Origin of the sequence: Streptomyces avidinii (assembly GCF_014650695.1) — a bacterium.
In the GTDB taxonomy this organism is placed as follows: Bacteria; Actinomycetota; Actinomycetes; order Streptomycetales; family Streptomycetaceae; genus Streptomyces; species Streptomyces avidinii.
The window spans coordinates 584,891-605,741 of the sequence record NZ_BMVL01000003.1 but is presented as its reverse complement, the minus strand read 5'-3'; the positions used below and the strand labels follow the sequence as shown (position 1 = coordinate 605,741).

The following is a 20,851-nucleotide window of genomic DNA, read 5'->3' as shown; positions in this document are numbered from 1 at the left end:
GGTCAGTCCTTCGCCGTTGTCGTTGCGCCGGCCGCGGCCCGGGTACGGGGCGCCCGGGATCCGGCGGTCGTGGTCAGGGGGAGTTCCTCGTACATGCGCAGGCTGAAGGACTCGCGCCGCACGGGCGGCCCCGCCAGGGCGAGGTCGGGGAAGCGCGAGAAGAGGCGGCGGACGGCGATGGCGCCCTCCAGCCGGGCCAGCGCCGCGCCGAGGCAGTAGTGCGGGCCGGCGCTGAAGCTCAGCACCCTGCTCGCCGTGCGGTGCACGTCGAACCGGTGCGGGTCGGGGAACTGCGCCGGGTCGCGGTTGGCGGCGGCGAGCACGGTGGTGACGTTGGCCCCGGCCGGTACGGTGACGCCGCGGATCTCGGTCGCCGCGGAGGCGATGCGCTCGGTCATCCGGACGGGCGTGTCCCAGCGGAGGGCCTCGTCGACCGCTTGCGGCGCGAGTGCGGGATCGGCGCTCAGGGCGGCCCGTTGGTGGGGGTGGGTCAGCAGTGCGTGGGTGGCGATCCCCAGCATGGCGGCGGTGGTCTCGAAGCCGGCGACGAAGGTGAGCAGCAGGGTGTCGACGACCTCCTTGCGGGTGAGCCGCTCCTGTCCCTCCCCGGTCTCCAGCAGCACGGTGGCGAGGTCCTCGCGGGGCTCGACCAGGCGGAGCAGCAGCAAGTCCTCGAAGTAGGCGCGCAGTTCGGTCACGGCGGAGTCGGCGCGGGCCCAGTCCTCCTCGGTGCGGACCGGTTCCAGCAGCCGGCCGGCGTCGCCGCCCAGCCGCTGGAAGCGCAGGCGGTCCTCGGCGGGGACGCCGATCAACTCGCCGACGACCGCCACGGGCAGTGGATAGCCGACCAGTTCCTGGAAGTTGGCGGCGGCGCCGTCCGCGGTGGCTTCGGCGAAGCTGTCGAGCAGGGAGTCGGTGAGCTGCTCGACCGCCTCGCTGAGGGCGGCGACCCGGCGGGGGGTGAAGCCCGCGCCGACGAGCCGCCGCAGCCGGGTGTGGGCGGGCTGGTTCGCGCGGAGCATCGAGGCGTAGAAGAAGTCTGCGGCGGGGTGTTCGCGCCAGTCCGGCAGGTTGTCCTCGCACCAGCTCAGGTCGGGGGTGCGGAAGGAGGTGTCGGTCAGCACCGCCTGGCAATCGGCGTAGGTCGTCAGGAAGTAGGTGTCGAGGTCTTTGTCGTAGTAGACCGGTACGTTCTCGCGGAGCGCCTCCAGCGCCGGGAAGGGGTTCTCCCGGCCCTCCGGCGTGAACAGCGAGAAGAGCAGAGCCTGGGGGTCCAAAGGGAGTCCTCAGCAGTTCGGCGTGCGGTCCCGGGGTACCGCTGGGTGCCCGGGCCGCCCCCGGCAGGAGGTCGATGGGGGAAAGGACGTCCGTGCCGGGGGGCGGTGGCAGGAGCCTGTCACCGCCGTGCTCGCGCGGCCTCAACAGCGCATCAACGGCACGTCAACCGGCGCCGAGGCGTGCCTCGGCGTCCGCCGCCTCCGGCATGCGCAGCTCGCGGAACATCTGGAGTGCCTGCCGGTGGTAGTACGCCGCCTGGCCCGGCCGGCCCAGTGCGCCGACCGCGTCGCCCAGCTGGATGAGCGCCCGCCCGATCAGGTAGGTGTCGCCGTGCAGGGTCGCCACGTCCCGGGCCTCGGTGGCGTGGGCCACCGCTTCCTCGTGCCGGCCCAGCAGGTTGAAGGCCTCGGCGAGTCCGCCGAGCACCAGCGCTTCTCGGAAGGCCGAGCCGGTCGTGCGCCACAGCCGCAGGCTGGTGCGCAGGCAGGCCAGGGCTTCCTGGCGCGCTCCCGTGTACAGCAGGATCTGCCCGAGGGCGCGCAGCGCGTTGGCCTCGCCGGGGCCGTCGCCGCAGGACCGGGCCAGGGCGACGGCGGCGCGGCCCGACCGTACGGCCTCCTCGGCGCGTCCGCCGGCCAGTTGGGCCAGGCCCAGGAAGCCGAGGGTGGCGGCCTCGCAGGCCGGGCTGTACGGCTCCCGGCTGAGCGGCAGGGCCTCGGTGAGGTGGCGCAGGGCGGTGGGGAAGTCGCGGTGGGCGAGGGCGCAGCCGCCGAGGGCGTTCAGGGCGTGCGCGAGCAGCGGCCCCCGCTCCTCGCGGCGGAAGACGTCGGCCGCCGTGCGCAGGTGGGGCAGGGCCCGGGCCATGTCGAAGCGGATGGCGAAGGAGCCGCCGAGCAGCAGGCGGGCGATGCCGCCGGCCACCGCGTCGTCCGTGCGCTTCGCCGCGGTCCGTACGGCGCGGGCGGCTCGTTCCAGGTTCCGGGTGCCGGTGCTGTCGCGCCCCAGCGGGTCGCTGGCCAGCAGCAGGCGCGCGCAGACGGACGCCGGGACCTCGGGGAAGCCGGCCGCCTGCTCGACGAGCGCGAGCAGGTGCAGCCGTTCGTCGTAGAGCCAGGTGGTGGCCTCCGCCGGGGAGGCGAACCGGCGGACGGGGTACGGGCCGGGGGCGGGGGTGGGGCGGACCGCCGACGCATCCACCTCCGCCTCCGTCCCCGCCCGCGGGGTCGGCAGGTCGTCGGCGGGGAACGGGTCCCCCGCGGTCGAGGCGCGGTAGGCCTCGCGGGCGACGTCGGTGAAGGCGGTCAGCAACCGCAGCAGCGCGGCCCCGCATTCGGCCGCGGGCAGCTCCTCGGCCCCGGACGACCGGGCGAACAGCCGCAGCAGGTCGTGGTAGCGGTAGCGGCCCGGCGCCGGGGACCGGAGCAGACCGACGTCGACGAGGTCCTCGCACAGGGCCTGTGCCCGGTCCCGGGGCCGGTCCAGGAGAGCGGCGGCGCTCAGCCCGCCCAGCTCCGGTATGTCGGGCAGGGCGAGCAGCCGGAACGCGCGCAGCTGTTCCGGGGCGAGCTGCGCGGTCCCCAGCCGGAAGGTGGCGTCCACGGCCGCGCTGTCCCCGCTGAGTTCCGCCAGCCGGCGCCGCTCGTCCGCGAGCCGCCGGGCGGTCTCCGCGACCGGCAGCGCCGGGCGGGCGGCCATCCGGGCGGCGATGACGCGGATGGCGAGCGGGAGCCGGCCGCAGTCGGCGACCAGCGCCCGGGAGGCCGCCTCCTCCGCGCGCACGCGCTGCTCCCCGACGAGCCGAACCAACAGGTCCAGCGCGACCGCGTCCGGGAGTTCCTCCAGGTGCACCAGGGTCGCGCCGCCCAGGCCGCCGAGCCCGGTGAGCCAGGTGCGGCTGGTGACGAGGAGGCCGCAGCCGGGCGCCGTCGGCAGCAGGTCGCGTACCTGGCGCAGGTCGCGGGCGTTGTCGAGGACGAGGAGCACGCGCCGGTCGGCAAGGAGCGAGCGGTGCAGCGCGACGCGCTCGGCGGTCTCGGCGGGCAGCTGCGCCGGCGTCACCCCGAGGGCGCGCAGGAGGTCGCCCAGGACCTGGTGGGGATCGGCCGGGCGGGCGTCCATCCCGCGGAGGTCGGCGAAGAACACCCCGTCGGGGAAGCTCGCGGCGACCTCGTGCGCGACGCGCACGGCCACGGCCGTCTTGCCGACGCCGCCCATCCCGCTGATCGCGCCCAGCGCCGCGACCGGGCCGTTCTCCAGGGCCTGCCGCAGCCGTGCGATCTCCGCGTCGCGACCCACGAGGTCCGCCGTGTCGGGCGGCAGGCTCAGCGTCGGCGACACCAGGGCGGTGGGCGCGGGTACGGACACCGGTGCGGCTGCCGCCGCCGGGGCGGGTACGGGCGCGGCAGGACGGCCGCCGCGCGAACGGGACTGCCGTGGGCGGGTGTTGTCGGGGACCGGCGGCGGGGGCCCGGCGTTCGCCGGGCCGCTCACCGGGCCGGGACGGCCGTCCTCGCCCGTACCCGTACCCGTACCCGTACGTACTCCTGTACCCGCATCCGGACCGGCCAGGATGAGCCGGCGTATCCGGTCGAGTTCGGCGCCGGGTCCCGAACCGCCCGGACCGCCCGAACCGCCCGGACCGCGCAGGGCCTCACGGGCCCGCGCGTGAACCTCCAGGGCCTCGGTCTGACGTCCCGTCTCGTACAGGGCGGACATCAGGAGTTCCTGGAGCCGTACGCGCTGCGGGTGGGACCGGGCCAGCACCCGCAGCTCCTCCACGGCCCGCGCATGGCCTCCGAGCAGCAGCGCGACCTCCCATCTGGCTTCCAGCGCTGCGAGCCGCTGCTCGACCAGTGCGCCCCGCTGGGCGGCGGCGAACGGGCCCGGTACGCCGGCCAGGGGGACTCCGTCCCAGAGCGCCAGCGCGGAGTCGTACAGCGCGAGCGCCTCGCCGGGCCTCCCGGCGAGCACGGCACGCGCGGCGCTGCCCGCCCGGCGGTCGAAGACGGTCAGGTCCAGGGCGTCCGGCAGCAGGTGCAGGGCGTAGCCGTTCGGACGGGAGACCAGCACCCGCGCCGGGGTGCGCGGCGCCCGTCCGGGTTCGATCACACGGCGCAGCCCGGCCACGTGGCCGCGCAGGGCTCCGGCTGCCGCGGCGGGCGCGGCGTCGCCCCAGACGGCGTCGATGAGGGCCTGGGTGCTGCCCCTCCGGCCGTGGCGCAGCAGCAGGGTGGTGAGCAGGGCGGCGGCCAGGGGCGGGCGGACGTCCGTCTCCCCCGCTTCGGAACGTACGCGTACGGGTCCGAGCACCCGGAAGGAGAGGGCGGGCGGCGGGGCGGCGGGGGCGCGGTGGGCGGCGGGCACGGAGACTCTCCAACTGGGGTACGGGAGGGAACACCGACGGCACGACCGTCGCGGGGGTGCGGGCCCCGCGGGCACGGTCGTGCTGTCGGGTACGGGTACGGGTACGGCTGCGGCCTGTCGTCGGAGGCCGGGGAACGGAGCGTCGGCCGGTCAGGAGGCCAGGCCCTCCCGCGTGCCGCGCGGGGGCCGCAACGACCGGCTGCTGCCCAGGCTGGGATCCGCCCCTTCGGGGGCGAAGAGCACCGCCGCGGACCGCTCCCCGTCCGCCCGCCCCGTGCCGTCCTGTCCGTCCTGCTGGACCGCTACGGCGAACTCGCGCAGCAGGCCGTGCACGTGGTAGCGGCCGGGTCGGGCGGATTCGAGCCAGCTGCGGTCCACGAGTTCCTCGCACAGGGCGCGGGCCTCGCCCGACGGCACTCCGAGGGCCAGTGCCACGGCGGTCGGCCCGAACTGTCCGTCCGGCTCCCGCAGCAGCGCCACCCGGGCGAACACCGGCCGCAGCGCCGCGGGCAGCCGCCCGTACTCCCGCCGGAACGCCTCGCGCACGGAGAGGTCCGCGATGCCGAGCGCGGTCAGCCGCTGCCGGCCGCGGAGGGCCGCCACCACGGAGGCAACCGCCCAGGACGGCCGGGTGGCGAGCCGCATCGCCACGATCCGCAGCGCCAGGGGCAGTCCGCCGCACCGCTCGGTCAGCTCGACGCAGGCCTCGGGTTCCGCCGCGACACGCTCCGCGCCGAGGGCCGTCTCCAGCCAGGTCAGCGCCTCGGCCCGGGAGAGCACGCCCAGATGGGTGTGCCTGGCTCCGGCGAGACCGGAGAGTCGTGCCGTGCTGGTGATGAGTGCGGCGCAGCCCGGCCCGCCCGGCAGCAGCGCATCGACGGCGGCCGGGTCGCCGACGTTGTCGAGGACCACCAGGACGCGAGCCTCGGCCAGCTCCGACCGGTAGAGCGCGGCCCGGTCGGTCTGCTGCTCGGGAACGGGCCGGTCGGGGCCCCTGAGCGCACGGAGGAAGGACTCCAGGACCACCGCCGGATGCACCGCGGTACCGTCCGGGGCGCGCAGGTCGGCGTAGAGCTGGCCGTCGGGGAACCGGCCGCGCACCCGGTGGGCGGCGTGCACGGCGAGCGCGCTCTTGCCCACGCCCGTCGAGCCGGACACGACGACGACCGGTGCCGGACGGACCCCGGCCGCTCCACCGGCCTGTCCACCGGTCAGTTGGCCCGTCAGCTCCGCGAGCGCCTGCTCCCGGCCGGTGAAGTCGGCCAGATCGCGGGGCATCTGGGCCGGGCGCCGGAAACCGTCCGGAACGGGTTCCGGCCCGGTCGGCCCGCCCTGCCCGGGCAGGGCGGCCCGCGCGGTCCCGGCGGCCTGCGGCTCGCGCGGGGCCTCGTGCGCCGGCTCCCCTGCCGCGGGGTCGCTCCCCGTGACGCCGATGCCGCCACCGCTCGTGATGCCCTCGGCGATCGCGGCCATCTCGCGCCCGGGGTCGATCCCGAACTCAGCCGCCAGCAGCCGCCTGGTCCGCTCGTGCACGGCCAGTGCCTCCCCGTCCTGGCCGCTCAGCACGTACGCCCGCATGAGGAGGGCACTCAACCGCTCCCGCAGCGGATGACGCTCCGCCAGTTCCCGTAACTCCCCCAGAGCCCGGATGTGTTCGCCGAGTTCCACGTCCAGGGCGAGGCGCATCTCCAGAGCGGCGAGCCGCTGCCCCTCCAGCCTGCTCCGCTCCGCCTCGACGCCGGGCCCGCCCAGCCCCGCCAGAGGTTCCTCCCCCCACAGGGCGAGGGCGGTGCGCAACAGGATCCGCGCCTCCTCGGGGCGGCGCGCCGCACGGGCCAGGTCGGCGGCGGCCACGTCCCGGCCGAAGAGCCCGAGGTCCACCGCCTCCGCCGGCACCCGCAGGGCGTAGGCGCCGTGCTCGGAGACCAGCACCCGCGGGCCGTCCCCTGCACCGTCCGGTATCTCGAGCGCCTTGCGCAGCCGCGAGACGTACGTGCGCAGCGACCCCACGGCGCGGGCCGGCGGCCGGTCGCCCCAGATGTCGGCCACCAGCGCGTCGACGGGCGCGGGCCGGCCCTGCCGCACCAGCAGCAGCGCCAGCAGGGTCCGCTGCTGGCGCGAACCCAGATCCAGCTCCTGTGGACCGCGCCAGGCCCGCAGTGGGCCGAGCAGGGTGAATCTCGGCGTTGTCGCCCCGGTGGTCATGTCGTGCCCCCATGCCTCGTACGTTCCGGCGAACACCCGGGGAGCTGTGCCGTGTCCGGCCGACGCGCCCGCCCCCACCGCGCAAAGCCCCCTGAACAGCAAGTTTCTCCCATGACAGGGATACGGACGCGTGAGTTCGGCCATCGGCGCGTCGCGTGCGGGTACCGGTGCGCGGGGACGGCCGCGCCTTCCGCCCCTGATGCACGGCCGCGGCGACCGTACCCGCGCCGGGCCCGCCGGCCCGCCCCGCCGCGCCGCCGGGAGGTGGAGGCTGGCCGGATCCTTGCCCCACCTGCCTTCGTTACCGGGGGTACACCCTCCCGGGGGCTGCCGGGCAGCAGCGGGCCCGCGCCGGTCAGGCCGGCTTCGCGTCCTGCTGCCGGCGCACCATCTCCGAGATCCAGACGGGCGCGAACGGGGACGTGCAGCCCGGAGAGGTCGGGTAGTCCTTGAGCACCTCCAGGCGCTCGCCGATGCCGATCGCCCGTGCGCGGTACTCGGCGTGCTCGATCCCGATCTGAGCCAGGCAGTGGTTCATCGCCCACTGCAGACGGTCCGGCGCGTCCTTCATCTCCGCCTCGATGACGTCGAGCAGTCCCACGAGGTCGAGGCCCTCGGGCCTCTTCGCGACGCGTTCGGTGGTCAGCGCCCAGCCGGCACTCGCGACCACCGGGTCCAGATCGGACGTCCACGCCGGCCGCAGCTCCTCGGAGTGCGGGTTCTTCTTCACCACGTAGTTCACGAGCCAGTCGTGCACCTTGCGGGTGCGCGAGTCGCGCAGCATGCCGTCCAGCTCGTCGCGCCCGAACGCCTTCGGGCGACAGATCAGGAGCGCCAGCAGCCGCGCCGCGCTGTCGCCCGTCTCCCAGAGCCCGCGCGCGAGGTCCTGCTGCGTCTTGAGGCGCTTCGCGATCGCGCGCAGCTTGCCGAGGTTCACACCGTGATCGTCACCGTGCTTCTCGTTCACCGCGCGCGCCTTCGGGTCCTCCAGCGCGGCCAGCTCGGCCATCACCTCGGCCACCATCGTTTCGGCCACCTCAGCCTCCCGTCCGTCACGTGCGGGATTCAGCCTATGACGGACGGCGGCCTGCGCCCTATCCCAGCAGTCTGCGCTTCTGCTCGGCGAACTCCGCCTCCGTCAGCACACCCTGTTCCTTGAGAGTGCTGAGCTGCTTCAGCTGCTCGATCTTGGTGGTCATGTCGTCCGCGGGGGGCGCGGCGGCCGGCGCCGGGGGCGGTGCTGCCGCCGCCTGCTGTTGCTGCTGTTCCTGCTGCTGTTGCTGTTCCTGCTGCGCCCATCGGCCGCCCTGGCGGCGTGACACGCGGTTGGACACCGCGGTGGCGGTGCCCGCGACGACGGCGGTGCGGGCGACCCCGCGAAGAAGTCCGGGCATGATGCTCATCTCCAGGCTCTGTGGGCTTCACTCTCCGGCGGGCGGGTCCTCCAGGGCGTCCAGCGACGCCAGCAGGGCCTGCACGGGAATCCGCCCGGCGGCCACGAGCTGCGCTCCGCCGCGGCGCAGGGCACGGGCGAAGGGCGCCGCCCAGGTGTTCTCGTACACAATGATCCCGGCGGCGTTCCCGGGTTCCAGGGCGCCGGCGGCGTCCTGGATGTCGCTGTGGTCGAGCAGGCCGGACGAAGCGCCCTTGAAGACGGAGAGGTCGACCTCGCTGCCGAGGTCCTCGAGCTCCACCGCCGTGACCGTGCCGTCCTCGTCCTTGCGGATGAAGACGAAGTCGAAGATGTGGATGATTCCCCGGTCGACGAGATCGACGAGGATCGGGAGGCCTTCGCCCGTCATCCGGTTGCCCGGGAACTCGACCACGATGTAGTCGACGGGCCCCAGTTCCTCGATGTCGCCCAGATCGGCTAGCGCCTCGGTCTCGCTGCTCATGGCAGCTCCTGTCGGAGAGGGGAAAGTCATTTCATTCCAGCACGCCGCCCGCACCCTCGCACGTCTGGCCGCGGACCGCGGACCACGAATCACCCCGCCGCCTCACCCGGTCAGCTCGTAGATGCTCTGCGCGGTCAGCCACATGCCGAGCAGCAGGCAGACGAACACGATGGCCTCGTCCTTGTGTCCCTCCATCCACGTCCGCATCCGCAGCAGCCGGTCCTGGGCGGCCTCCGGCGCGAAGACCATGTACAGCTCCGCCGCCAGCAGGCCGGAGCTGGCCAGCAGGCAGAAGCCGAGCAGCGCGAGGTAGGTGGTGCTGTGCGAGGTGTCCGCCTGGATCACCGTCGTCGCGCCCGCCGCGACCATGCCCCACGGCTGGAGCAGCACGGCCAGGCCCGCCGCGGCCCATGGCGAGCCGACCTCCATGCGGGAGGGCTTCGACGTGGTGTCCCGGACGGCTCTCACCTTCAGGCGGCGGTAGCGGCGCACTCCGTAGGCCACCAGCCACACCCCGATGGCCAGCTTGGCCGCGAGCGCCGCCACACCGGGCGGGGAGCGCGGCGACGGAGGTTCGCCACCGGTCAGCGCCAGCACGATCGCGATCACCACGACGAGGTTGGCCAGCCAGGCCAGGATGAAGGCCAGCCCCTTCCACACGCCTCCCGGCGAGGACACGACGAGGATGAACGCCATCATGGGCAGCGGGTAGAGGGCGATCGCCAGTGCGATGAGCATGAGGTCGAGGACCATGGCGCCCCAATCGTGCGACGACATTCGACACTACGCACCCCACCGGGCACTCGACACCTTTTGCCCATCGAGATGCCGCCTCCGGCTGCGTCCACCAACCTGGACGCACACGAAGGAGACCGCCATGACGACGACCCGGCATCCGCTGCCCGTGCCGCATGCCGTCGCGAGCCTCTGATGGCGTCCGAGCGCAGAGCGAGGTGGCGCGGCCGTTCCCGGGAAGTGGCCGCGTCCGCCAAGCGACTCCAGGAGCGGGCCGAGACCCGCTTCCCGGTGATCACCAACGTCACCGAGCGCATGGTCGTGGTGAACATCTTCGACTCCGCCACCCGGCTGGCCGCCCAGTGCTTCCTGACCGCCGTGCCGCTGTTCTTCGTCATCGCCTCGTTCGCCCCGGCGACCGTACGGGACCAGATGGTCTCGTCCGTCCGCACCATGTTCGGGCTCACCGGTCAGGCGGACGCCCAGCTGGAGGACGTGTTCGACGGCTCCGGCGAGGACGACGTCCGCAACGCGGTGGGTGTGGTCGGCGCCGTGATCGTGCTCCTCTCGGCCACGGCCGTGAGCCGGGCCATGCAGCGGCTGTGCCGCCGGGCCTGGCAGGTCCCGCGGGCCGGGACCCGGATCGCGATCTGGCGCTGGTTCGTCTGGATCGCCGCCTGGATGGGCCTGCTGATCGTCCAGGGACCGGTGCGCGAGGGGTTCGGCCTCGGCCTGTGGCTCGGGATCCCCCTCACGCTGCTGTTCCAGACCGGGGCGTGGTGGTGGAGCCAGCACCTGCTGCTGGACGGGATGATCCGGTGGCCCCCGCTGCTGCCGGGGGCCCTGCTCACGGCCGCCGCGATCACCGCGCTGTCGCTGGGCGCGCGCGTCTACATGCCGATCGCCCTCAACCGGTCGCTCGCCGCGTACGGGTCCACCGGCTCGGTGTTCGTCATCCTCTCGTGGCTGATCGTGCTGTGCGTGGCGGTCGCCATCGGCATCACCACGGGCGCCACCCTGGCGCAGGAGCCGTACCTGGCCCGGCGACTGGGCAGTCCCGCGCCGAGCGGGCGGCGCGAGGAGCGCCCCTAGGGGGCGAGTGCCATCCTGAGAGACGGGGCCCTGGTCGCCTGGAGGCTGACAGCGATGACGAAGCGCGACACGACCACGACCAAAGCCCCGAAGAACGAGGGGCCCGGCCCGTCGGTGGCGGAGCGGGCCGCGAACGGCCGGGCCGCCCGGGCGCGGACGCCACGGTCCGCCCACGGGGAATTCGAGCCGTCCTCCCACCGGGCGGATCCGGTGGACATCATCGAGCGGCAGTCCGCCACCCGGATCCAGGAGCTGGTGCCGATCCGCTACGGCCGGATGGCCGAGGCACCGTTCCGCTTCTACCGGGGTGCCGCCGCGATCATGGCGAGCGACCTGGCCGACACACCCGACTCGGGCATCCGGGTCCAGTTGTGCGGGGACGCGCACATGCTGAACTTCCGGCTGCTCGGCTCGCCGGAGCGCAACCTTCTCTTCGACATCAACGACTTCGACGAGACGCTGCCCGGGCCGTGGGAATGGGACGTCAAGCGGCTCGCGACGAGCCTGGTCATCGCCGGCCGGGAGAACGGCTACTCCGACCGCGAGCGCGCGGACATCGTACGGTCGGGGGTGAGCTCCTACCGGCAGCAGATGCGTCGCTTCGCCAAGATGCGCAATCTCGAGGTCTGGTACGCGAGGGTGGACGAGACCCATCTCCAGGCGGTGGCGGAGGAGGCCCTGCACACGCGCGGCCGCCGGACCGTATCGGAGGCGGTGAGCAAGGCGCGCGGGCGCGACAGCCTGCAGGCGTTCGAGAAGCTCACCGAAGTGGTCGACGGCCGGCGCCGCTTCGCCGCCGTGCCGCAGCTGATCACACCGCTGTCCGAACTGCTGCCGGACCAGAAGCCGGAGGCCCTCGAAAGCCAGATCCGGAACCTGGTCGGACGGTACGGCGACAGCCTCCAGAGCGACCGGCGACACCTGCTGGAGCAGTTCACCATCGTCGACATGGCACGCAAGGTGGTGGGCGTCGGCAGTGTCGGCACGCGCTGCTGGATCGTGCTGCTGCTGGGACGCGACGGCGAGGACCCGCTGATCCTCCAGGCCAAGGAGGCCGGTGAATCGGTGCTCGCCGAGTTCGCCGGTGCCAGCGAGTACGCCAACGAGGGCGAGCGGGTCGTCGCGGGCCAACGGCTGATGCAGGCCGCCAGCGACATCTTCCTCGGCTGGCAGCAGACACACGGGATCGACGGCCGCGAACGCGACTTCTACGTACGCCAGCTGCGCGACTGGAAGGGCATCGCCGAACCCGCCCGGATGGTGCCGCGCGGGATGCGGGCCTTCGCGGGCCTGTGCGGCATCACCCTGGCGCGGGCGCACGCCCGGTCCGGCGACCGCGTCGCGATCGCTGCGTACCTGGGCCGCAGCGACGTCTTCGACCGGGCGCTGGTGCGGTTCGCGGAGAGCTACGCGGACCTGAACGAGCGCGACCACCAGCAGCTGGTGGACGCCATCGCGTCCGGCCAGGTGACCGCCGCCGCGGCCTGAGCCGGACCCCGCCACCACGGCCTGCGCCGGAACGGGCCGCCGCTACCGCCAGTCGGCTGACCCGGCGGGCGAGGTGCCCGGCCGACCAGCCCGGCCGTGGCACGCTGCGCCCATGACAGCGTCGAAGGCGGGCCCGGCCGGGACGGCGGGGAATGCGGGGAACACGAAACCCATCCTGCTGACGCTCGCTGCCGGGCAGTTCCTGATGGCTTTGGACAGCTCGGTGATGAACGTCTCGATCGCCACGGTGGCCGAGGACATCGGCACCACCGTGAGTGGGATGCAGGGCGCGATCACGGCCTACACCCTGGTCATGGCGATGCTCATGATCAGCGGTGGCAAGGTGGGCGCGCTCATCGGCCGCAAACGGGCGTTCATGATCGGCTGCGTCATCTACGGACTCGGGTCCTTCACCACCGCGATCGCCCCGAACCTGCCGGTCCTGCTGCTGGGCTGGTCGTTCCTGGAGGGTGTGGGAGCGGCACTGATCCTGCCGGCGATCGTGGCGCTCGTCGCGTCCAACTTCGACAAGGAGCAACGGCCCGCCGCGTACGGTCTCGTCGCGGCGGCGGCCGCGGTGGCGATCGCGGTCGGACCGCTCATCGGCGGCGCGGCGACCACCTTCTTCTCCTGGCGCTGGGTGTTCGCGGGCGAGGTCGTGGTCGTACTCGTCATCCTGCTGCTGGCCCGCCGGATCGCCGACGCGCCTCCGGACCACCGGCCGCGGATCGACGTACCGGGCGCGATCCTGTCCGCCGCGGGCATCGGGCTGTTCGTGTTCGGCGTGCTCCGGACGAGCGAATGGGGCTGGTTCCGGCCCAAGCCGCAGGGCCCCTCCTGGTTCCACCTCTCGCCCGTCGTCTGGCTGGTACTGGCCGGGCTGCTGCTGGTCTGGCTGTTCTTCCGCTGGGAGGCACGCCTGGTGGCGCGGGGCGTCGAACCGCTGGTCGACCCGGAGCTGTTGCGGAACAAGCAGCTCTCCGGCGGGCTGACGATGTTCCTCTTCCAGTACCTCGTGCAGATGGGCGTGTTCTTCGTCGTCCCGCTCTACCTGTCCGTGGCCCTCGGTCTGTCGGCCCTCCACACGGGCGCGCTGATCCTGCCGCTCTCCGTCACCCTGCTCGCCGCCGCGATCGGGATCCCCAAGTTCCGCCCGAACGCCTCGCCCCGGCGCGTCGTGCGGTTCGGCATCCTGGCGATGTTCGCCGGGGCCGTCATCCTGATGGCCGCCCTGACCCCCGATTCCGGCCCGGAGGTCGTCACCGTACCCATGCTGCTCATCGGGCTGGGGATCGGGGCGCTCGCCTCGCAGCTCGGGGCCGTCACCGTGTCGGCCGTACCGGACGAGCAGACCGCCGAGGTCGGGGGCATCCAGAACACCGTCACCAACCTCGGGGCCTCGATCGGCACCGCCGTCGCCGGATCGATCATGATCGCGGTGCTGACGGGGTCGTTCCTCGCCACCATCGACGAGAACCCGGCGATCCCGGCCGAGGTCAAGAGCCAGGCGCACACCGCACTGGCCGGGACCGCCCCCTTCCTGTCGGACGCACAGCTCACCACGGCGCTCGAAGAGGCGGGAACGGACCCGGCGGTGGCACAGGCGGCGCTGGACGCGAACGAGGAGGCGCGGATCGACGGGCTGCGAGCCTCGCTCGGCATCCTCGCTCTCGCCGCGCTGGTCGCGCTCTTCTTCACCCAGCGCATCCCGGCGGCCCAGCCGGGCGCTGCACGCGACCCGGCGGGCGCCACGTCATGACGGGTGCGGGCTCGGGGACTTCTCGTCCGTCCCGTCTACGGGGGCGGAGGTGTCCTCGGCGAGGAAGTCCGTGACGGCCAGGGCGAAGAGCAGGGCGAGGGCGAGGCCCACGACCACCCAGCCGGTCGGGTAGGACCACAGGATGTAGACGATGACGGCGATCGCGACCAGGCCCCAGGTGAACCAGGCTCGGTGGCGCCGGATGAACGGGCCGACCGGTCCGGTGCGCAGGCCCAGCCTGTCGGCCGTGGCGCGGGTCGCGACGATGCCGGAGTGCCAGATCTGGCGGGCGGCGGTGGCGTACTTGCCCGGGCCGGACAGCCAGGCGGCAAGGGCGATCACGATGCCGAGGACCACGACCATGCGGATCGTCGTGCGCAGCAGGCGGATCATCGCGTCGTAGACGGAGCCGGCCGCGGCCTGGGAGACGGTGTCCGGGAGGGCGTTGAGGTAGACGGTTCGGAAGACGGTCAGCCCGAGGCCGAGGACGGCGACGGAGAACGCCACCGCGAGGGCCGCGGTGACCAGGATGCGGCGCCTGTGGGCGGAGAGCAGGACCCCCGCTGCGACGAGCAGCACGGCGATGATCGGCAGCCACAGGCCGAGGATCTCGAGGAGCCGGAAGCCGGTCTTGACCCGGCCGATGTCGTTGGACTGCACGACGGTGAAGTCGGTGTGGATCTCGGGGATCCTGGCCGCGACGCCCATCCCGGCGTCCACGAGCCGCTGTTTGACCTGTTCGATGACCGGCGCGAGGTCGATGGTCACCGCATCGTTCTTGATCTCCACCGCGCCGTCGCCGCTGCCGGTCAGGGCTTTGACCAGCGAGGTGTGGATCGTGCGGTTGGCGTTGGTCCAGATCGTCTCGAACTGGTCCGAGGCGATGACGTCCTGCGCCTTCTCCTTCACGAAGCTGCTGACCGCGCTCTCCAGCGAGCCGCCGAGCTTGCCCAGTGCCTTCTGGAGCAGCGGCCGTTGCTCGGGGGCCGCGTCCTCCAGCAGCGTGGCGAGGTCGAGGTGCTCCATGAGGGCGGCCGTGACGCGGTTCGCGGCGGCCGCCTGCACATCGGGGTCGGAGGCCAGCGGGGCGACCGTGGAGACGTAGCGGTCCGTGTTCCCCACGATGCTGGACGTCCACGACGCCACGATGCCCAGCGGGGCCAGCACACAGCCGATGATGATCAGCAGCGCGGACAGCAGGGACTTCATCCGGTGTTTCGGCGGGGTCCGCTGCGCGGCCTCGGACTCCAGGGCGGCGACCCTGGCTCGCAGTGCCGCGAGTTCGCCCGCGTTCTCGTCACCCTGCATGGCTGACCTCCTACGGGGTCGGGAGCCGTGGATCCCGAAGGATCGGTGGATGACGCTGAAGGTGCGCCGGGGCAGGCGGTGGTGGCGGCTCTCCTTGCCCCCACAGCCTGCCCCGGCCCGCGCCGGGCGGCATCCGGTGCTCGGCCGGACGGATGAACGGGGTCGGGTGCGGGGTTCGCCGGAAGGGGAAAGCCGGGGAGCGCCGGGCAGGCCGGTGCGCGCAGCGTGGTGCGACTCGGCGAGAAGATCGGTACGGAGGACGTCCGAACGGAGCGGACCCTCAGGGGAAAGGGGGAGAACCCACCTCTTTCCACTCTCAACTTATAGCGCACAGGGGGGCTTGCGGCAAGGCCCCGGTCGTACCGCAGAATCGCTCCTCGAAGCCAGGACCTGCGAAAACGGGAGATCCACAGAGTGCGTGCCGCTGATATGAACTCGCTGACCACCAGTGCGTTCGACCTTCCCGACCGCCTCTCCGCCAAGGCCGGCCCGGCCCTGGTCGGGGGCGACGAGAAGCACTTCGCAGCCCTTGGGGAGAGCCTTGAGCAGGCGATCACCGAGCTGTCCGACCGTCTCGGCGAGCTGCGCCGGGCGCCCGGCGGGCTGGGCCGCGAGGCGATGGACCGGGACGTGGAGATCCACCGCCTGACGGGCCGTCTGCGGGCCCTGCGCCGCTTCGGCCTGGACCTGTGCCTCGGACGCATCGTCCGTGCGGACGACCCGGAGCCCGTGTACATCGGGCGGCTCGGCCTCACCGACGGCTCGGGGGGCCGGCTGCTGATCGACTGGCGTTCGCCCGCGGCCGAACCGTTCTTCGCCGCGACCCACGCCCACCCGATGGGGCTGGCGAGCCGCCGCAGGTACCGCTGGACCCGCGGCCGGATCGGCGACTACTAGGACGAGGTGTTCACCGCCGACGGGTTCGAGGGGCACGCAGCGCTCGACGACCAGTCCGCCTTCATCGCGAGTCTGGGCAGCAGCCGGTCGCCCCGGATGCGTGACGTGCTCGGCACCATCCAGTCGGACCAGGACGCCATCATCCGCGCCAGTTCCCGGGGCGCGCTGGTCGTCGACGGCGGTCCCGGTACGGGCAAGACCGTGGTGGCGCTGCACCGCTCCGCCCACCTGCTCTATTCCGACCCCCGCCTCGGTCACCGTCGGGGCGGCGTCCTGTTCGTCGGCCCGCACCAGCCCTACCTGGCCTATGTCGCCGACGTCCTGCCGAGTCTCGGTGAGGAGGGCGTGCAGACCTGCACGGTGCGGGATCTCGTCGCCGAGGGTGCGGGGGCGGCGGCGGAGGCCGATCCGCGGGTGGCGCTGCTGAAGTCGTCCGCGGACATGGTGAAGGCGATCGAGAAGGCCGTCAGGATCTACGAGGAGCCGCCGACCGGGGAGATGACGGTCACGACCCCCTGGTCCGACGTCCCGCTGGGCCCGGAGGACTGGGCCGAGGCCTTCCGGGCGGCAGCCGGTACCCCGCACAACGAGGCGCGCGAGCAGATCTGGGAGGAGCTGCTGACGATCCTGTTCGACAAACTGGACGACGAGGACCTGTCGGCCGACGTGCTGCGGAGGGCGCTGCGGCACGACGAGGAGCTGATCGGGACGCTCGACCGCGCGTGGCCGACGATCGATGCGGCCGATCTCGTCGGCGACCTGTGGTCCGTACCGTCCTACCTGCGGATGTGCGCCCCCTGGCTCAGCCGCGAGGACGTCTCGGCCTTGCAGCGCGCGGACGCCCAGGCCTGGACGGTGTCCGACCTGCCGCTCCTGGACGCGGCCCGGCAGCGGCTCGGCGATCCCGAGGCTGCTCGGAGGCTGCGGCGGCACAACGCCGCGGTGGCCGCCGAACGCGAGCGCATGGCCGGCGTCATCGACGACATCCTCGCGGCCGACGACGACGGCGAGGGCGCGGTGACGATGCTGCGCGGCAAGGACCTCCAGGACAGCCTGATCGATGAGAGCGCGCTGCCGAGCGTGGATCCGGACCGGCTCGCGGGACCGTTCGCGCACATCGTCGTGGACGAGGCCCAGGAACTGACCGACGCGGAGTGGCAGATGCTGCTGCTCCGCTGCCCGTCCCGGAGCTTCACCATCGTCGGGGACCGTGCCCAGGCCAGGCACGGGTTCACCCGGTCGTGGCAGGAACGCCTGGAGCAGATCGGTTTCGACCGGATCAGCGTGGCCTCCCTGAGCATCAACTACCGGACGCCCGAGGAGGTCATGGCGGAGGCCGAGCCGGCCATCCGGGAAGCGCTCCCCGACGCGAACGTGCCGACCTCCGTCCGCAGCAGCGGTGTTCCCGTCGTCCACGGATCCGTCTCGGATCTGGACTCGGTCCTCGACGGCTGGCTCGAAGCCCACGCCGACGGAGTGGCCTGCGTCATCGGCGCGCACGCCGGCGAGGCGGGCGCCTTCCGGGCGAGGCCGCGGGTCCGTTCGCTGACCCCTGCGCTGTCGAAGGGCCTGGAGTTCGACCTGGTCGTCCTCATCGACCCGGATACCTTCGGCACCGGCATCGAGGGAGCTGTCGACCGCTACGTCGCGATGACCCGCGCGACGCAGCAACTCGTCGTCCTCACGAGTTCCTGACGCAGAACCGGGAGGCCGCGGTCGGGTCGCTGTGGTCGGCGCGCTGCGGGCGGGGCGCCGCGCTCAGCCCTGCCGGACCCGGTCGTAGACGAAGGCGATCTCGCCCAGCTCCCCGGTCTCCTGGCGGGCCACCCGCCACTGCGAGCCGGGCAGACCGTCCTCGAACAGCCGCTGCCCGCCCCCGGCTATCTCGGGGCAGATCAGGAGGTACAACCGGTCGATCAAGTCCGCGGCGAGCAGCGGCTTGATGACGCTCGGGCTGCTGTTGACGAGGATCTCGCCCTCACCGGTGGCCTTGAGCTCGGCGACGACATCGGCGGCCGGGGCGTTCACCACGCGGGTGCGGTCCCACGGCGCCTCCGACAGGGTGGTCGACAGGACCACCTTGTCCGTGTCGACCAGCCACTTCGCGTATCCCCGATCGCGCGGATCGGCGTTCTCGTCCTGGGCGACCGTCGGCCAGTAGCCGAGGAAACCCTCGGCGTTGAGCCGGCCGAGGAGGGCCGTGGTCGCGCCCTCCCGGATACGGGTGAGGTGGTCCCGTGCGACCTCGGTGGTCGCGTAGCGGACGATGGCGCCCAGATCGCCGGGCCCGCCGGGCCCGTTGTAGCGCCCGTCGAGGGTGAGTGCGATGTTCGCGGTCACCTTGCGTCCGGGGGGGGGTCGGTCATGGCTGTACTTCCTTCCGAGTGGCGTGCCGAGAGGCGCCGAGGGCATCGGCGAGGTGGTCGAGGCTCTGGCCGAAGCCGATCTCGATGCCCGCGACGAAGTCGGCGGAGCCGATCGTGCTGTCGGTGATCCGGTAACGGATGTCGAGGTCCGTGCCGGCGCCTGTACCGCTACCGGTTTCGGCACCGGTGGGCCGGAGGTCGAAGTCGACGTGCGCGGTGAAGGCGATGCTGCCGTCGGGCAGCCGGGGGGAGAGCCGGTAGGCGAGGTGCTCGCCGGGGCGTGCGTCGTCGACGACGCCCTCCCCGTGCCCGGCGACCTGGTCGGAGCCGTCGGTGTCCTCGGCGTCCCGGTACTCCAGGACGATGCGCCCGCCGGGCCACGCCTCGAAGACGAGCTCGCCGACGCGCAGGTCGTCGGGTGTCCACCAGCGGGCGAGCAGGTCGGGCTCGGTCAGGTGGCGCCAGACCAGGTCGGGACCCCCGGTCAGCGACCGGTGGAACGCGAAGGAGCGGCCGTCCGCCCACCCCGGCTCCTGCGCGGCCAGCCGCTCGGTGTCGACGCCGGTCCCGTAGCGGTCGAAGGTCTCGCGCGGTCCACCGGCCCGCTCGGCGGTATCGGCGAGCCGGCCGAGCGCGGCCGCCAGGTCCCGCAGGGGGTCGGGTTGCAGTGCGTAGATGCGGCGCCGGCCGGTGCGCCGGGAGGTGACGACGCCGGCGCGTTCGAGCGTCTGGAGGTGTTTGGTCGTCTGCGGCTGGCGGGCCTCGGCGAGCTGGGCGAGGACCCCGACCGGGCGGGGTCGCTCGGCCAGCAGACCGACGAGCCGCCAGCGGGCCGGGTCGGCCAGTGCCGCGAGGAGTGCGTCCATGAGTCCAAGTATTCTCCACGGCACATATTCGCGTCAAGGAATATTTCTGGACCGTGTGCAGCTCGTACGGTGCCGCCACCGGACCGCGGAGGCGATGAGGACCAGGAGCACCGCGGCGCCGTACACGGTCGCGCTCAGTGCCGACCGGTGGCCGAAGACGGGTGCGAGGAGGTAGACGGCCGCCCCCGCCACGGCAACGCCCAGCCACTCCCAGCGCCCGTCCAGGCCCACCAGGGCGATCAGGAGCAGGGCGTACCAGGAGTAGCCGGGAGTGAGGAGCGCGAAGGCCCAGCCGGTGACGAGGAGCGACCCGCTCCACGGACGGCGCGGGTCGCCGCGCCACATCACGTAGAGGGACACCCCCGCCATCGCGACGAGCAGCACCGGCAACGCCCGGTCGTCCGGCAGGACGAGGCGGAGCAGGGCGTAACGGGAGCCCGCCGAGGGGTCGTCGTAGCCCTCCTCGTCCACGTAACCGCCCAGGTAACCGAGGACGGAGTCGTGCGAGAGGAACACGTAGGGCAGGTAGGCGAGCAGGACGAAGACGGCGGCGGGAACCAGGACGGCGGCCGCGTCGCGGACCCGCCGCACCCCGGACAGCGCCCCGGGCATCACGACGGCGGGCATCAGCTTGGTGGCCACGGCGGCACCCAGGACCAGGCCCCCGGCCGCCCGGCGGCCGGTGCCCCGCGCCGCGACGAGGCCGAGGCCGATCACGGCGAGCAGCACGCCCAGTACGTCCACGTGCGCGTTGTTGACGGCCTCGACCGGTACCGCCGGACACCAGGCCCAGTAGGCGGCCCGGCGCAGGTCCCGGCCCCGGCCCCGGCGGCGCAGGATCAGCAGCAGCGCACCGGTCACGCCGAGGGAGAGCAGACCGGCTCCGATCTGGAGCGGCTTGTGCCGGGCGCCCTCCGGGGAGAGCCGGTCGACCGCAAGGAAGTACGCCTCGGCGACGGGCGGATAGATGGTGTGCACGGCGGGCCGGTTGATCCGGGTGCAGTGCCGGACGGGGCCACCGGGGATGCGGGCCCGGTCCGGTCCTGCGCAGGCGGCTCCGGTCGGGAAGAGCCAGGGGTCGCGCAGCGGGGCCACTGCCGGATCCTGCGGGGCGTGGTCGTAGGGGGAGATGCCGGCCGACTGGACCCGGCCGTCCCAGGCATAGCGGTAGGAATCGGTGCTGGTCCGCGGCGCTGCCACCAGCCCGGTCACGGTGACGGCGACGGCCCCCGCGAGCAGCAGCGGCAGGACGCGGGCGACCGGAACCCTGCGCAGCGCGAGGAGGGCGAGGGCGAACAGCGCCCAGCAGGCCGCGTACCGGCCGAACAGCCCGGCGGGGTCGGTGAAGTAGCCGTCGTGGCGGACGGTGAGGACGAGGACGGCCGTGAGGGCGGCGAGCACCGCGGCGGTGACGACGGTGGCGGCGGCGGAGCCTGCCGTCGCGACGCGACCGGCGGCGGGGGCGGTGGCGGGGGCGGTACGCGGTTTCACGCCCGCAGCGTTCCAGCAACCGCCCCGGAAGTGGGGCCCGCAGCCCCGCATGTCCGCATTCCGTAAGGTGTTCCGACCGCCCGCCGGAGCCCTGCCGGGGGTGTCATG

At 73.3% G+C, this 20,851-nt stretch carries 14 protein-coding genes and 1 pseudogene; 4 read left to right on the top strand and 11 right to left on the bottom strand.

From position 1 onward, the window contains the following. Positions 1-2: 2 nt before the first annotated feature. The 7 genes from IE257_RS10830 to IE257_RS10800 form a co-directional block, all read right to left on the bottom strand. Entirely contained in the window at positions 3-1,277 is a 1,275-nt protein-coding gene (locus tag IE257_RS10830) for a cytochrome P450 (protein ID WP_189967167.1), read from the bottom strand. Between the two features lie 163 nt (positions 1,278-1,440). Continuing rightward, positions 1,441-4,641 (bottom strand): AfsR/SARP family transcriptional regulator, encoded by a 3,201-nt coding sequence (locus IE257_RS10825; RefSeq protein ID WP_189967165.1) that lies wholly within the window; start codon positions 4,639-4,641, stop codon positions 1,441-1,443. A gap of 150 nt (positions 4,642-4,791) precedes the next feature. Further along, the gene (locus tag IE257_RS10820) at positions 4,792-6,882 is read right to left on the bottom strand and encodes an AfsR/SARP family transcriptional regulator (protein WP_189967163.1); all 2,091 of its coding nucleotides are present in this window, start codon (positions 6,880-6,882) and stop codon (positions 4,792-4,794) included. Positions 6,883-7,201: 319 nt separating this feature from the next. Continuing rightward, complete coding sequence (locus IE257_RS10815) at positions 7,202-7,870, bottom strand: DNA alkylation repair protein (RefSeq protein WP_189967381.1); 669 nt, start codon at positions 7,868-7,870, stop codon at positions 7,202-7,204. Between the two features lie 70 nt (positions 7,871-7,940). After that, positions 7,941-8,240 (bottom strand): SHOCT domain-containing protein, encoded by a 300-nt coding sequence (locus tag IE257_RS10810; RefSeq protein WP_189967161.1) that lies wholly within the window; start codon positions 8,238-8,240, stop codon positions 7,941-7,943. A gap of 27 nt (positions 8,241-8,267) precedes the next feature. Continuing rightward, positions 8,268-8,741 (bottom strand): DUF6325 family protein, encoded by a 474-nt coding sequence (locus IE257_RS10805; RefSeq protein WP_189967159.1) that lies wholly within the window; start codon positions 8,739-8,741, stop codon positions 8,268-8,270. Positions 8,742-8,843: 102 nt separating this feature from the next. Beyond that, positions 8,844-9,494 (bottom strand): GAP family protein, encoded by a 651-nt coding sequence (locus tag IE257_RS10800; protein ID WP_189967380.1) that lies wholly within the window; start codon positions 9,492-9,494, stop codon positions 8,844-8,846. A 222-nt stretch (positions 9,495-9,716) separates the two neighbouring features. On the opposite strand from IE257_RS10800, the gene IE257_RS10795 reads away from it, so the two are divergent. From IE257_RS10795 to IE257_RS10785, 3 genes are all read left to right on the top strand, one after another. Further along, entirely contained in the window at positions 9,717-10,568 is an 852-nt protein-coding gene (locus IE257_RS10795) for a YhjD/YihY/BrkB family envelope integrity protein (RefSeq protein WP_229920252.1), read from the top strand. 54 nt (positions 10,569-10,622) lie between these two features. Next, positions 10,623-12,056, top strand: a complete 1,434-nt coding sequence (locus tag IE257_RS10790) for a DUF2252 domain-containing protein (RefSeq protein WP_189967154.1) — start codon at positions 10,623-10,625, stop codon at positions 12,054-12,056. A 112-nt stretch (positions 12,057-12,168) separates the two neighbouring features. After that, complete coding sequence (locus IE257_RS10785; protein WP_189967152.1) at positions 12,169-13,815, top strand: MFS transporter; 1,647 nt, start codon at positions 12,169-12,171, stop codon at positions 13,813-13,815. Here the strand turns inward: IE257_RS10785 and IE257_RS10780 are convergent. Further along, entirely contained in the window at positions 13,810-15,123 is a 1,314-nt protein-coding gene (locus IE257_RS10780; protein WP_189967150.1) for a hypothetical protein, read from the bottom strand. The genes IE257_RS10785 and IE257_RS10780 overlap by 6 nt on opposite strands. A 429-nt stretch (positions 15,124-15,552) precedes the next feature. Here IE257_RS10780 and helR point away from each other — a divergent pair. Continuing rightward, positions 15,553-17,715: pseudogene (helR, locus tag IE257_RS10775) on the top strand (RNA polymerase recycling motor ATPase HelR). 63 nt (positions 17,716-17,778) lie between these two features. Here the strand turns inward: helR and IE257_RS10770 are convergent. Genes IE257_RS10770 through IE257_RS10760 form a run of 3 tightly spaced genes read right to left on the bottom strand, consistent with a single transcriptional unit; the run spans position 17,779 to position 20,743 of the window. Next, a complete protein-coding gene (locus IE257_RS10770; protein ID WP_229920251.1) occupies positions 17,779-18,360 on the bottom strand; it encodes a dihydrofolate reductase family protein in 582 nt (193 codons plus the stop codon). Between the two features lie 22 nt (positions 18,361-18,382). Further along, positions 18,383-19,252: a metalloregulator ArsR/SmtB family transcription factor gene (locus IE257_RS10765; RefSeq protein ID WP_189967146.1), complete on the bottom strand. Its 870-nt coding sequence runs from the start codon at positions 19,250-19,252 to the stop codon at positions 18,383-18,385. 33 nt (positions 19,253-19,285) lie between these two features. Then, the gene (locus tag IE257_RS10760; RefSeq protein ID WP_308278261.1) at positions 19,286-20,743 is read right to left on the bottom strand and encodes a glycosyltransferase 87 family protein; all 1,458 of its coding nucleotides are present in this window, start codon (positions 20,741-20,743) and stop codon (positions 19,286-19,288) included. Positions 20,744-20,851 lie beyond the last annotated feature (108 nt).